The 13,668-nt window shown below is 62.6% G+C and carries 13 protein-coding genes and 1 tRNA gene; 6 read left to right on the forward strand and 8 right to left on the reverse strand.

Annotation, left to right across the window (positions count from 1 at the left end; genetic code table 11):
• The first annotated feature begins 31 nt into the window (after positions 1-31).
• Positions 32-184: a hypothetical protein gene (locus tag AMA01_RS13925; protein WP_014463516.1), complete on the forward strand. Its 153-nt coding sequence runs from the start codon at positions 32-34 to the stop codon at positions 182-184.
• 86 nt (positions 185-270) lie between these two features.
• Here the strand turns inward: AMA01_RS13925 and AMA01_RS09065 are convergent, their stop codons facing one another.
• The 3 genes from AMA01_RS09065 to pcrA form a co-directional block, all read right to left on the reverse strand.
• Complete coding sequence (locus AMA01_RS09065) at positions 271-1,668, reverse strand: hypothetical protein (RefSeq protein ID WP_231862900.1); 1,398 nt, start codon at positions 1,666-1,668, stop codon at positions 271-273.
• Positions 1,669-2,245: 577 nt separating this feature from the next.
• Complete coding sequence (gene ligA / locus AMA01_RS09070; RefSeq protein WP_067850192.1) at positions 2,246-4,300, reverse strand: NAD-dependent DNA ligase LigA; 2,055 nt, start codon at positions 4,298-4,300, stop codon at positions 2,246-2,248.
• 40 nt (positions 4,301-4,340) lie between these two features.
• On the reverse strand, positions 4,341-6,611 hold the full coding sequence (gene pcrA / locus AMA01_RS09075) for a DNA helicase PcrA (protein ID WP_067850193.1): 2,271 nt from the start codon (positions 6,609-6,611) through the stop codon (positions 4,341-4,343).
• A gap of 109 nt (positions 6,612-6,720) precedes the next feature.
• Between pcrA and AMA01_RS09080 the strand changes: the two genes are divergently transcribed.
• Positions 6,721-7,224: a GNAT family N-acetyltransferase gene (locus AMA01_RS09080; RefSeq protein WP_067850194.1), complete on the forward strand. Its 504-nt coding sequence runs from the start codon at positions 6,721-6,723 to the stop codon at positions 7,222-7,224.
• Positions 7,225-7,234: 10 nt separating this feature from the next.
• Here AMA01_RS09080 and AMA01_RS09085 read toward each other — a convergent pair whose 3' ends face one another.
• Positions 7,235-7,789, reverse strand: coding sequence for a GNAT family N-acetyltransferase (locus tag AMA01_RS09085; protein ID WP_067850195.1), 555 nt, complete (start codon positions 7,787-7,789; stop codon positions 7,235-7,237).
• An 86-nt stretch (positions 7,790-7,875) separates the two neighbouring features.
• Between AMA01_RS09085 and AMA01_RS09090 the strand changes: the two genes are divergently transcribed.
• From AMA01_RS09090 to AMA01_RS09100, 3 genes are all read left to right on the forward strand, one after another.
• Positions 7,876-8,655, forward strand: a complete 780-nt coding sequence (locus AMA01_RS09090) for a dioxygenase family protein (RefSeq protein ID WP_082744098.1) — start codon at positions 7,876-7,878, stop codon at positions 8,653-8,655.
• Between the two features lie 120 nt (positions 8,656-8,775).
• Positions 8,776-8,851, forward strand: a tRNA-Pro gene (locus AMA01_RS09095).
• A 189-nt stretch (positions 8,852-9,040) separates the two neighbouring features.
• A complete protein-coding gene (locus AMA01_RS09100; protein WP_067850197.1) occupies positions 9,041-9,805 on the forward strand; it encodes an SDR family oxidoreductase in 765 nt (254 codons plus the stop codon).
• 34 nt (positions 9,806-9,839) lie between these two features.
• On the opposite strand, the gene AMA01_RS09105 is transcribed toward AMA01_RS09100, so the two are convergent.
• The 4 genes from AMA01_RS09105 to AMA01_RS09120 are packed head-to-tail and all read right to left on the reverse strand — an operon-like array spanning position 9,840 to position 12,841.
• The gene (locus AMA01_RS09105; protein ID WP_067850198.1) at positions 9,840-10,151 is read right to left on the reverse strand and encodes an iron-sulfur cluster biosynthesis family protein; all 312 of its coding nucleotides are present in this window, start codon (positions 10,149-10,151) and stop codon (positions 9,840-9,842) included.
• Between the two features lie 11 nt (positions 10,152-10,162).
• Positions 10,163-11,746, reverse strand: coding sequence for a sensor histidine kinase (locus AMA01_RS09110; RefSeq protein ID WP_067850203.1), 1,584 nt, complete (start codon positions 11,744-11,746; stop codon positions 10,163-10,165).
• A complete protein-coding gene (locus AMA01_RS09115) occupies positions 11,743-12,450 on the reverse strand; it encodes a response regulator transcription factor (protein ID WP_067850205.1) in 708 nt (235 codons plus the stop codon). Before AMA01_RS09115 ends, AMA01_RS09110 begins: the two co-directional genes overlap by 4 nt.
• Positions 12,410-12,841: a GtrA family protein gene (locus AMA01_RS09120; protein WP_067850207.1), complete on the reverse strand. Its 432-nt coding sequence runs from the start codon at positions 12,839-12,841 to the stop codon at positions 12,410-12,412. The genes AMA01_RS09115 and AMA01_RS09120 overlap by 41 nt, the downstream gene beginning before the upstream one ends.
• 218 nt (positions 12,842-13,059) lie before the next feature.
• On the opposite strand from AMA01_RS09120, the gene AMA01_RS09125 reads away from it, so the two are divergent.
• Positions 13,060-13,521, forward strand: coding sequence for a DUF420 domain-containing protein (locus AMA01_RS09125; RefSeq protein WP_067850209.1), 462 nt, complete (start codon positions 13,060-13,062; stop codon positions 13,519-13,521).
• Positions 13,522-13,668: the final 147 nt, after the last annotated feature.

Here is a 13,668-nt window from a genome sequence, read left to right on the forward strand (position 1 = left end):
GAATGGAGGACCACATTTCAGGGAGGGGCCTATGACCTTGACCATGCATGACCTGCTCGTCACCCTCGCCGTCGTCATCCCGGCGTCCTTCATCGCCGGCCGGTATTCCAACCGAATCGCGTTTTTCCACGCGCGCACAGAGCAGAAGCTAAGCGTGCAGGAATTCCTCCGCTCGCGCAACTGACGCGCGTGCCCTCATCAACTTACACAAGGCCACCCCGCGACGCGCGGCCGCGAGGTGGCCTCTTATTGACTTACGTGCGCGATGCCTCACGCGTTTTCCGCATTCAACATCGTGAGAATTGGATCGTCCGGCGCCTCGTCGTGGATAGCCGTGATGGCGACGCCGAGTACGTCGGGCACGCTGGACGGATTGTACATCGGATTGTTCTCGAGTTCTTCCCACGCATTCTCAAACGTGTACAGGCCGTTTTGAATTTGGATTTCCATCTGTGCGTCGAGTAGCCTCTGTCCGGCAACCGTGCCGAACCGCTGCGGTAAGAGGGACACATACATGGTTCCCGGCGTGGCCGGAATCGCGCTCTTTCTGGTGCCGTCGGGCGGTAAATCCGCCTGCACCTGCCCGGAAGCTGTGACCGTCAAGTGATGCGTACCGGGCTCGGCTTTGAACGCGCGACCCACAGCCTGATTGGCTGGCTGAACCACGATTTCCCCGCGGTAGCTCGGCGAGATGCTGATCTCGAGCTGCGCACCCCCGCTGGCGACACTGGCCGACTGCTTGAGGGCTTTGGTGAATTGCGCGTTGAACGCTGAAACCGTCTCGCCGTAGGTGTCGTAAAACGCTTGGTTTGGGTTTTCCGATTCGAGATGACGAACCAGCGTCTGAATGGACGACTTGCCGTAATGTTCGATGAGGTAGCAGACGGCGAGCCAGTCCTGAAGTTCGTAGTCGTAGGTCTCCTGACCGGACAGGATAGCGGCCTCGCTGCCCGTCAAAGGAACCAACTGGTTGGATTGGACAACCTGGAGAATATCCTCGGCATCCTGCTTCTCATCGCTGGCAAAGTCGACCGGATATTCGATGGCTTTCTGTCCGTTCATCCCCATGTAAACTGCCATGCCTTCGTTCATCCAGCTAGGAATATTTGCGATGTGCTGGTTGATATCGACGTGTGTCAACTCGTGCGTCAGTACGTTGGCCAAGTCCACATCCGTCGGGTTTTGGAACAGCGGGATGACGACAGTGCTGCCGAGCGTGAAGCCATTGGAGTCTTCGGAGAGGCTGGACGCGTCTCCGGCCGACACACCAAGCTGGCGCAGTTCCGTCTGGTAGTCCGCGGCGTTTTTCACCAGCACGATGGTCGCCGTGTGGTTCATGCGAACTCCGAGAAACTCACGAATGCGCTGAATGGAATTCACACGATTGAGAAGATTTTGGACATGTGTGATCTCTGAGGAAGGAACGCCGGACCCAAAGGCCTCAATTTTCACCTGAGGGCCGAAGAAAAACGGGAGAGAAAAATGAATGCCTTCTGCTTGTGACGACATGGACGCTAACGACGCCTTTTCCTGTTTGCCGCGGTTCGACACGGAGGCCGCTTGCCGATGTGCTCCCAAGGCTCCGTGCGAATCATCCCACGCCTGGCCTATGACACCAAGGGCCATGACGCTTGCGGCCAACAACCCGCCCATCCACCGACTCCGCATGCCCTGATCACCCTGTCGAGTTCACGATGTATCAACCTATGTAAGCGATTGACAACCGAATCTGGCTTCGCTGCGATTATTGTGGCAACGGAAAACATGACTCGTCAATATGCAATTTTGCGAGACCTGTTGGCAAAACGAATGGACGGTCGGCGCGCCGCCACAGGCCTCAAACAGAGTATAGCGCCCGTTGGTTACAGGACGATGTCAATTCGAATAAGATTTCGTTTATCGCATATATAGAAAACATGTATTTCTCTTATCTACGGGTTCGAGGCATCATAGAAGTGCCGGGGCAATCGCAGGACGCTTTTGGCGCAAGCGTACGCGGGCTGGGGCGACTTCATCGATGTCTTTTGCGGCGACCCCCATCGGTGAATCGCCTCCGCTCACAAGCGGTTGTCCGCGGTGGTGTGAGGCAGGCACCTCCATCGCCATCGCCGCGCCACCCGAACAAGCGGGAGCGCGTGGTGGCTCATCGCGCGGCGAAAGGCAGCATGTCGGGGACGAACACCGCAACCCATCCTCAAACTCGGGCTGGCCACTTGCCAGCCCGTCTTTTCGTCCTTCGATGACCTCAGCGCAACCCCGCTTCGTCCACCAGGCGCAGAAAGGCCGCTTCATCCCAGATTTCGAGCTTTGCATCCGGGTGATTTCGCAGGATTTCCTGTGCTTTGGCGAGTTTCGATCCCGCCTTGTCTCCTGCGACGAGCACGTCCGTTTTCGCGCTCACGCTGGAAACAACCTTCCCTCCCATGCGCTCGACCCACTCCGTCGCCTGCTTTCGATCCGCCGCTTGAAGCACACCGGTCAGCACCACGGTCTTGCCAGCGAGCGGCCCGTCCGCCGCTTTCTGCGGACCGAGGTAAACCATGTTGACCCCCAACTCTTTCAATTCCTCAATCAACTGTCTCACGCGCGGCGTGTCAAAGTACTGGCGGATGCTCTGCGCAACCTTGGGTCCGATATCGGGGACCGCCATGAGCTCATCCTCGGCCGCAGACATCAGCGTATCCATCGCGCCGAAGTGTTCCGCCAACGTCTTCGCAGCCTTCTCTCCCACGTGCCGGATGCCAAGTCCAAACAGGAGCCGTTCGAGCGAGTTGCGCTTGCTCTCCTGGATATTGTGCAACAGCTTGTCGGCAAGCTTGTCGCCCATCCGATCGAGCTGAACGAGATCGGCCTTTCGGAGGCGGTACAAGTCCGCGTGCGTTCGAATCAGCCCGCGGTCCAAAAGCACCGTGATCCACTGCTCGCCGAGGCCTTCGATGTTCATGGCGTCGCGAGAACAGAAGTGGATGAGCCCCTCGCGCAGAAGAGCCGGACAATCTGGGTTGATGCAGCGCCACGCCACCTCGCCGTCCAGTCGGACGAGCGGCGATCCGCACTGCGGGCACGCCTCCGGCATGCGGAATTCGGGCAGCGGCTCGGTCCGCCGCTCGGGAAGCGATCGAATGACCTCGGGAATGATGTCCCCCGCCTTTTGCACGACAATGACGTCGCCCACACGGATGTCCTTCTCGCGCACGAGGTCCTCGTTGTGCAGCGACGCTCTTGAGACCGTGGTGCCCGCGAGCTGGACGGGATCGAACACAGCGGTCGGCGTCACCACGCCCGTGCGGCCGACGTTCAGCTCGATGGCGCGAAGCGTGGTCTCCGCCTGCTCCGCCGCGTATTTGTACGCAATGGCCCAACGCGGGCTCTTCGCAGTGGCGCCGAGGCGCACCTGCAGGGCAAGCGAATCTACCTTTACCACCATGCCGTCCGTCGCGTACGGCAAGTCGTGCCGTTTGTCCGCCCATGCCTCGATGTAGGCGATCACGTCCTCAATGCTCGCGCACACGTGCCGCTCGCGGTGCGCGGGAAGGCCGAGGCGCGCCACGTAGTCCAGCGCCTGACTGTGCGTCTCGCACCCATGCGCCTCGGCGCGCACCAGCTGGTACGCGATCACGCCGAGCCTCCGGCTCGCGGCCACGGCCGGATCGAGCTGGCGGAGCGATCCTGCGGCCGCGTTGCGCGGATTGGCGAACAGCGGCTCGCCCTGCTGCTCGCGGAGCTCGTTGAGCCGCATGAACTCCCGCTTCGGCATGTACGCCTCGCCCCGCACCTCGAGCGACACAGGTTCCGACAGCTCAAGAGGCACGTTGCGGATGGTGCGGATGTTGGCCGTGATATCCTCGCCCACTTCGCCGTCCCCGCGCGTCGCGCCAAGCACGAGCCGGCCGTCCTGGTAGCGCAGCGCCACAGCAAGGCCGTCAATTTTGAGCTCGCACACGTACCGGACGTCGTCCCCCACCGTCTGTCGCACGCGGCGGTCCCAGTCCAGCAGATCCTCCGTCGAATAAGCGTTTGCGAGCGACAGCATGGGCACCTCGTGCACGACCTTCGCAAAACCCTCGAGCGCCGGCGCGCCCACCCGCTGCGTGGGCGAGGCCGGATCGACGAGCTCCGGATATTTGCGCTCGAGCTCCATCAGATCGCGCATCAGCGCGTCCCACTCCGCGTCCGAGATCTCCGGGTTGTCCTCCAGATAGTACTTTCGGTTGTGGTACTCAATCTGTTCCCGGAGCACCTTGGCACGCGACCGGGCCTCTTCCAGGGACAGGGCCGATTTGGCGTCCACGACACGCATCACACTCCTGACCGCTTCTTACTTGAGATGGTTCAGATGATCACGGGTCCACCTTTTGAATTGGCGCAAATTTGGCGAACAGCCGCTTCTCGCCGATAGGATCATCAAAGCGGACGACGAGCTCCAGGGACTCGCCCTCGCCCGACTTCGCGACGATCACGCCGCGCCCCCACTTGCGGTGCTCGACGAGATCGCCAGGCTCGTACGGCACGGACAGGTCCGCGCCAAACGATCTCGGCACGCTCATCCGCGGCCCGGAGGCCGCATCCGCCACCGCGTGAGCTGGTGCGCGCATCCCCGCGCGCGCGTCGCGCCAGCCGCGCCCGAACATCGTGTCCTCCTCACCCACGCGTTCGATGTCGGTCGTCGGCATCTCGGACAGAAAGCGAGACGGCGTGAACGAGCGCCGCTCACCGAACAACATGCGGGAACGACACGTGGTCATGTACACCCGTTCCATCGCCCGCGTGATGCCGACGTAGCAGAGCCTCCGCTCCTCCTCGAGCTCCTCGCCGCCGTCGAGCGCTCGCCGGTGCGGGAACACGCCCTCCTCCAGGCCGACGAGGAACACCACCGGAAACTCGAGTCCCTTCGCGGCGTGCAGCGTCATCATGGACACCTCGTCCACGTCCTCGCGGCGTCCCGGCCGGCCTCCAGGGAGATCCGCGTCCGACACGAGCGCCACGTGCGTGAGGAACTGTTCCAGTGCGCCCATTTCGCCTTCCGGCACGCCGTTTTCGTCAAACTCGCGCGTCAGGGACAGGAACTCGTCGAGGTTTTCCAACCGGTTCTCAGCTTCCAGGCTGCGCTCGGCGCGAAGGGCCTCGCGATATCCCGACCGATCCAAAAGCTCGTCCGTGAGATCCGTCAGAGGCAGGAAGGCGCGCTGGAGTTGGAGGGTCTGAATCAGCTCCACGAACGACTGAAGCGCGGACGCCGCCTTCTTTGAAACGCCCGCTTCGGAGGCGTGGAGCGCCGCCTCAAAAAGTGATGTACCGCGCTGTCGCGCGTATTCCGCCAACTTCTCGAGCGTCGTGTCGCCGATGCCGCGCTTCGGCACGTTGACCACGCGGAGGAATGACACGTCGTCGTTCGGATTGGCGACGAGGCGCAGGTAGGCGATCACGTCCTTCACTTCGCGCCGCTCGTAAAACCGAAGTCCTCCATAGATGCGGTACGGAATCCCGCGGTGCAGAAACGCCTCCTCCAGCACGCGGGACTGGGCATTGGTCCGATACAGGATGGCCACGTCTCGATATTGGCGCCCGTCGGACACCGCTCGCGCAATCTCGTCCGCCACCCAATCGGCCTCCACGCGCTCGTCCGGCGCGATGAACAGCTTCGCCCGCTCGCCTTCGCCCCGATCCGTCCACAGGTTCTTCTCAAGCCGCAGCTGATTGTGCTGAATGACCTGGTTCGCGATGCGGAGAATGCGCCCGGTGGAGCGGTAGTTTTGCTCGAGCCGGATGACGCGCGCATCCGGATAATCCCTCTGGAATTCGAGGATGTTGCGGATGTCGGCGCCTCGCCATCCATAGATGGACTGGTCCGAATCGCCGACGACACACAGGTTGCGGCGCCGCTCTGCGAGCAGCTTGACCAGGACATACTGGGCGTGATTGGTGTCCTGGTACTCATCGACATGGATATGGCTGAACCTGTGCTGATAATACGCGAGGACATCCGGCACCTTGCGGAAGAGCTCGACCGTCTTTACGAGGAGGTCGTCGAAATCCAGCGCCTGATTTTCGCGCAGCCGCCGTTCGTACGCCAGGTACACGTCGCCCACCATCTTGTCGTACGGCGATCCGGCGAGATCGAGCGCCTTCTCGGCCGAGCGCAGCTCGTTCTTGTGCTGGCTGATAGCGGAAAGCACGGCTCGCGGCTCGAACTTCCGCACGTCGATGTTCATCTCCTGCATCAGGCGGCGGACGAGTGAGACCTGGTCCGCGGCATCGAGCACGGTGAACGCCGACGTGTAGCCCAGATGATGAATGTCCCGCCGCAGAATGCGGGCGCACATGGCGTGGAAGGTCGACGTCCAGATGTCGGAGGCGGCAGGCCCGACCAGGCGCTCAATTCGCTCCTCCATCTCCCGCGCCGCCTTGTTCGTGAACGTGATGGCGAGAATGGCCCACGGCGGCACGCGGCGCTCGGCGATGAGGTACGCAATTCGCCGCGTCAGCACGCTCGTCTTGCCGCTACCCGCGCCGGCGATGACGAGCACCGGTCCGTCGGTCGCCGTGACCGCCTCGCGCTGCTTTTCGTTGAGTTCCTTCAGGATGTCGCTCGCTCCCGCCGTGGCCACCATCCATCACCCTTTTCGCGCACGGTTGTGTTATTGATCAGTATAGCAGGTCTGTCCAACGAATGCGATCACGTGTTCGCATCGAAGAGCGGTGCCGAGGAGTGATGAACCCATGGAGCGTTCCCGGACTCACCACACCATTCAAGTGATTCGCCCGCAGCGAGAGGCGGATCGACAGTGGCTCCTCGACTTATGGAACCGCGAATGGGGCGGCGAAACGATGGTTTCGCGCGGCAGGGTGTACCGACTGGAAGATGTCGAAGCCGTCATCGCGGTGCAGGGCGGCGCCTACGTCGGTGCCGCCACGTTCGTGGTCCTGGACGAAGAATGTGAGCTGCTGAGCCTGAACAGCCTGGTGGAAGGCATCGGCGTGGGGACGCGCTTGCTGCAGGCGGTGGAAGATGCGGCGCAACAGGCCGGCGTCCCGCGCGTGACGCTCATCACATCGAACGACAACCTGAAAGCGATGCGATTCTACCAGCGGCGCGGCTACCGGTTTCACGCCGTGCACGTGGGCGCCATTGACGAGGCGCGGAAGCGAAAGCCGTCGATTCCGCGCCTCGGCCTCGATGGCATTCCGCTGCACGACGAGATCGAGATGCGGAAAGTTTGGTAGGCGCCTGACGTCACCGAGCTTGCACGCTTGACCATTCTGCAGCGAGCATGCTGTACACGGCGTGGTCGACGTAATGGTCGTAGAGCCACTCGGCTTGTCGTTTGCAGCCTTCGTACTGGAAGCCGAGCCGTTCCGCGACGGCCCGGCTCTTGTGGTTGCCTGTGGCGGCGCGGATCTCCACGCGGTTCAGGCCGTATTCGCGAAACAGAATGTCGATCACGGCCCTGCAAGCTCGGGTCATGATGCCTTTGCCCTGATATCGCTCGCCTAGCCAATAGCCGACGGTCGTCAACCGATTGGCCCAATCGATAAAATGCAACCCGAGCACACCGGCGATCTCGCCGCGGTACCACAGGCCAATCTCAGCACCGTTCTGCGCCGCATATCGTTGGAGGCCCGACAAAATAAAGGCTCGCGTCTCCTCCGAACTCTGGTTGGCATCTAGAAACGGCAACCACTCGCGCAGGTAGGCGCGCGACTCATCCAGCAGTCGGAACAAGGCGTCGGCATCTCTGGGTTCCAACAGCCGAAGCCTCAAATCATCGTCAATCGTCTGGTAAAACATCGTCCCCTCCCATGGCAATCAGACGTATCTGCATTCCATTCTGAACGGAGAAGAAAAATTCCTTCCACAGGGAGAGAAGTAGCCTTATGACGCGCGTAATGCCAAGTCTGTTTATCGCCCATGGCTCACCGTTGGTGGCGATCGAGAACAGTGTCTACGGACGTTACCTGGATCGATTGTCGCGAGACCTCCCTGTCCCGCGCTCCATCGTCGTGTTCAGCGCCCACTGGACCGAAGGATGTCAGACCATCTCGGCATCGCCTCACCCCGACACGATCCACGACTTCTACGGCTTCCCAGAGGCGCTGTACCAAATCCGATATCCGGCACCGGGAGACCCAGCGCTGGCCGCCCGAATTCAAGAACTTCTCGTGAACGCCGGGATCGAAGCGCGCCTGGCTCCGTCTCGCGGCTTCGACCACGGCGTCTGGACGATTCTGTCTCGCATCTTCCCGGATGCGTCCATCCCGGTGGTCTCGATGTCCGTCGATCCGACACTTCGCCCGGAACATCAGTTCCAAATTGGCCGGGCGCTCGCTTCTCTGCGACAGGAGGGCGTTTTAATGATTGGAAGCGGTGCGACGGTGCACAACCTGCGTATGCTTCAGTGGAACCGGGAGAACGGCCAACCAGAAGCCTGGGCCGAGGAGTTCGAGCGCTGGCTCGAATCGCGCATCTCCGAAGGGGACGTCGATGCGCTGTTCGCATACCGCGAAGAGGCACCGTACGCGGATTGGGCCGCGCCGTCGTGGGGCGTGGAACACTTGATCCCGCTATTTTACGCGATGGGTGCTGGTCACGAGCAGCGGAAAGGGAGGCTTTTGCATCGCGATTGGCAATACGGCTCACTCGCCAACAGCGTATAGGTATTTGGAGAGCTTGTCTGATGGAAAGCATCTCAGGCATCCCTTTTCCACAAAAAGGCCTTGACGAGGAAGGTGCCCTCTGCTATATTCATTGCTGTCCGCTTTGAGGCGTCAAGGCGACGGAATGTAGCTCAGGTGGTAGAGCGCACGGTTCGGGACCGTGAGGTCGCAGGTTCGAGTCCTGTCATTCCGACCACTCAAGATCGAAAATCCGCGCTGGCTTGCGCGGATTTTTTCGTGTTCACGCGCGGTAACTGCCTCCTGGCCGCGCTGTCACGTACCGCCCCTTTGCCCCATCCTCGTCTCCGAAGCCGCAGGATTCCCTCGCGCCATCGCGAATGTTTTCAACGATAAACATTTTTCATGGATAAAGGAGGTCTTCTCCTTGCGCCTGGAAGATCGCGTCGCTGTCATCACAGGTGCGGCCTCGGGGATGGGCCGCGCGATGGCCGTCCTGTTTGCGAAGGAAGGGGCGCGCGTGCTCGCGGCCGACATCGCCGCGGAAGGTCTGGCATCCGTCGCCGACGAAATCCGCAGCGCGGGCGGCCACGTCGAGACCTGCGTCGCCAGCGTGGCCTCGGCGGACGATGTGGACGGGATGATTCAGCGCGCCGTTGACGCCTTCGGCGGGATCGACATCCTCGTCAACAACGCGGGGATCATGGACGGCATGAAACCGGCTCATGAGGTGACGGACGAGCTGTGGGAACGCGTCTTTGCGGTCAATGTCACAGGGCCGATGCGCGCCATTCGCAAATCTCTGCCCCTCATGATGGACAAGGGGCGCGGTGCCATCGTGAACATCGCATCGGTTGGCGGCCTGTTTGGCTCCCGCGCCGGGGCGGCGTACACGGCCTCGAAGCACGCCGTGGTGGGCCTGACCAAGAACGTCGCCTACCAGTATGCGCGCTTTGGGATTCGCTGCAACGCCATCGCGCCCGGCGGCGTGGAGACGAACATCATGGGTTCGAGCCCGAATGTCGATCCGGCTTCCCTCGGGGTTCAGGCGACCATGGCTGGGATGAGCCTCAATCCGCGCACCGGCAAGCCTGAAGAAATCGCCCACGTTGCGCTGTTCCTCGCGTCCGACGAAGCGAGCTTCGTGAACGGGGCCGTCGTGATCGCCGACGCGGGCTGGACGGCGTACTGACATGGAGCGGGGCGCCTCGCCAGCGCCCCGCGGTTCACGCCTCCACCTGGATGTTATGCGCGAGCGTCTCATGCGGCGAGCGCAGCACCAGTCCGCTCAAGGGAACGTAGTCGAGTACGAGCGGCTGTTCATCGCCCAACAGCTTTTGTGCCTCCTCATCCACGCGCACGTCATACCCGAGCGACACAGCGAGCGGAGGCGCGCCGTCGGCAATCATGTGAATGTCCACCTGGCAAGCGCAACTCACGTGCGCCTCGATGTCGGCCTTCAGCCGAAGCCGGCTGCCTTCCGGCACGCCCATGGCCACCAGCCTTGATTTCGCCGCATCCGTCACCTGCACTTCCATGCCCATCCCTCCTAGGCTCCATCTCCATCCGTTCCCGCGACGGGCAAGGTCACCGTGAATGCAGCGCCTTCGCCGGGCTCGCTTTCACACGCAATTCGGCCGCCGTGCGCCTCCACAATCGCCTTGCAGATGGCGAGCCCGAGGCCCGCGCCGCCTTTCGCGCGCGATCGCGCCTCGTCCACGCGATAGAATCGCTCAAACACGTGGGGCTGATGCACCTTGGGAATCCCCGTGCCGTTGTCCGCCACCGCGAGCTTGGCCTCGCACCCGTCCGTCCACACGGAGATGACAATTTCGCCGCCCTCTTCCGGCGTGTGCTGCACCGCGTTCTGCACCAGGTTGAACAACACCTGCTTCAAGGCGTCCGGATCCGCGAAGACGGCCGGATCGCCCTCGATGCGATACGTCAGCTCGCGAGACCCGCACAGCCCGCGCCACAGCGCGTCGAGCGACATCACCAGCGTCCCGAGCCGCACGCGTTCGCGCTTGTCGCCCGCCCACGACGCGCGCACGTCCTCCGCGCGCGCAAGCCTCAGCATCTGCTCGACCAAGCCCGCAAGGCGCCGGGCTTCGCCGTGCATCTGCTGCAGCGCGTCCCGCCACTCCTCGTCCGTGAAGTCCCCGCCCTTTTGCAGCACCTCGAGGTAGCCGCTCAGTGCCGTGAGCGGCGTGCGCAGCTCGTGCGAGGCGTCCGCGACAAACTGCCGCATGCGCTCCTTCGCGTCCCGCTCCGCCCAAAACGCGCTCCCCAGGCGATCCAGCATGCCGTTGAACGACGCGGCGAGCGACCGCACCTCCGCCTGCATGCCCGGGCGCACCTCAAAACGCTCGTCGAGATTGCCAGCGTCAATGCGCTGCGCATGCTCCACCACGCGGTGAAGCGGGACGAGCGCCCTGCGGATGAGCGCCCTGTACGCGGCGAGCGCGGCCACCAGCACCGCGAACGCCACCACGCCGTAAAGGAGCATCTGCCGCGCGACCATGGCGTCGATCTCGCTCGTTGGCACACTCACCTGTGCCAAGCCGAGCGGCCGATCCGGCGGCCCGATGAGGGCTGTGACGACGAGATCGCGCCCGTGGCTCGTCGAGGCGAGCTGATACGCGGACGCCGGCACGCCGAAGTTGAGCATGGCCTCGTACGTCTCGCGCGACAGGACCGGCAGGCCGTGCGGCGCATAGATGGGGTGCACCTGCCCTGACGGATCTATGTACGCGAGGCTGCCACGCGCCGCGAGGAACGGCAGGGGCCCGAGGCGAAACGGCGGCCCGGATGCCTCGGCGCCACCGGATCCGTTGGCCAGCCAAATCCACGCCTGCGCCGGGACGTCCATGAGCTCCTGATGGAGCGATCTCGCCGTCTCCGCAAGGAGGAACTGGCGAAGAAAGAGCGCTTGCAGGGCGCCGACGAGCGCAATGGCGGCGATCATCACGGCATAGGTGACCAGCGAGAGGTGAAGCGCGAGCGTCGCCGAGCGGAGCCGCACGCACGCCCGGGAAACGGCCACCAGCAGGTGACGGGCGAAAGCGCGCACACCCCCGGCGGCCCGCCTCGCCGTGACGGCGGCAACATGCGCGAACCGGGCAACCGCGCTCATGGCAGATCCACCCGGTAGCCCTGGCCGCGGAGGGTGCGAATGAGCGTCCGATCCCGGTCGCCCAGCTTCTCGCGCAGCGCACTGATGTAGACCTCGACGATGTTGTCCTGGCCGTTGAAATCGTAGCCCCAGACGTGATCGAGGATCTGCGCCTTGCTCAGCACGAGCCCGTGATTCTGCAGAAGATAGCGCAGAAGCTCGTATTCGGTCGACGACAGTTTCAGGGTTTCGCCGCGGAACGAAATCTCCTTGCGGGCATCGTCGATGACAAACGGACCGACCTCCTGCTGCTTGAGCAGGCTCGGAAACTGGTTGCGAACGCGAGCGTGAATGCGCGCGAGAAGTTCTTCAAAACTGAATGGCTTGACGACGTAGTCATCGGCGCCGCCGACAAGCCCTTTGACGCGATCGTCGATGGCATCGCGCGCGGTGAGCAGGATGACGGCGACGTTGCCCATGCCCTTCAGCATCCGGCACACCTCGAAGCCGTCCGGGCCGGGCATCATCACGTCCAGAATGCAGACGTGCGGCATGGACTCCCGCGCCTTGGCGATGGCCTCCACGCCGTCCTCGGCCGTGTCGACCGCGTAGCCTTCCCGCCGCAGGCCAAACTCGAGAAATTTGACAATGCTCGGCTCGTCATCGACGACCAACACGCGAACCTTAGACGGATCGTACAGAACTGCTCGATTGTCCCCTGGCATGGCGCCAAACCCACCATTTCGACCCGACAAAATTGAGGCTCCACGTACCCATGGTCACAACCGCCTTTGCCGCGACGAGGGACCATCCCTCGCGCGACAAGAGCCCGATGCTGACGGCGGAGGCCACGAGCGACACGCCGTTCACGAGAGCGAAGCGGGCGACTTCCCCCCAGCGAAACGCGCCGGCCCGAAACGTCACGCCGCGATTCCAGGCGAAACTGTTCACCATTCCACAGGCATAGGATACCACCTGAGCCACGGCCGAGGCGACGTGACACAGCGCCGCAAGCGCAAAAAATACGCCAGTATCGACGGCCGTATTGAGCACGCCCACCGCGGCGAACACCAGGACTTGCCGGCTCAGGCGCGGGCTCTCATGCATTCGCCCCATCAGGTCACGCTCCTCACCGACGACAGCGTACACCCTGTCGCTGAACGCCGCCTGAGCCAAGTCTTAAGCGACGCTGAACGAAGGCTGGCGATTTCGCCCCCAGGTAATTCCGAACGAACGCTGACACATGCCTGCGCGCGCCAAGCAGCGCCACGAGGTGAAGATGCACGTCCAAGTCGGGCGTGCTACAATACGCGCAGAATTGCGAGGTGAGGCGCGTGCTGGCCATCGTGTTTTCGTACATCAACGAGGCCTGTATCTTGATCAGCGTGGTCTGTTTCGTCGTGGGCTGGTACCACATCCGGCATCACCGCGTGCGGGTGCATCGGCGCTGGATGCTCCGAGGCGTCGTGTTTGCGGCGCTCTTCTTCATCATTTACGTGCTGAAGACGGTGCTCCTAGGCGACAACGAATTCGGCGGGCCGAAGTCCATGAGCCCGTTCTACTACGGGTTTCTTCAGGTCCACTCCGTGCTCGCAACGGTGGCGGCCATCCTCGGGGTCATCACGCTCGTGTACGCGTCGCGCGCGCGCTTTTCGCGTCACCGAAAGATTGCCCCTTGGACGCTTGTCACCTGGTTTGTGACGGCAGCCACTGGGCTGGTGGTGTTCATCCTCCTCTACATCGTCTACACGCCGGGTCAAGCGGCGGGCTTGCTATATTCGTATCTCGGGCGCTGAGACGCGCGTCCTCGGCCCGACGCCCACATCCATCCTCCTGGAGGTTTGCCGCAGGAGGATGTTTTGTTTTCCACACGCACAAGCGGTATTCCCCATGTCTTGGAACGCGCCTCATTCTGCGTTATCGTGAAAGAGAAACCGAGCTCG

Source organism: Alicyclobacillus mali NBRC 102425, assembly GCF_001570745.1.
GTDB lineage: Bacteria > Bacillota > Bacilli > Alicyclobacillales > Alicyclobacillaceae > Alicyclobacillus > Alicyclobacillus mali.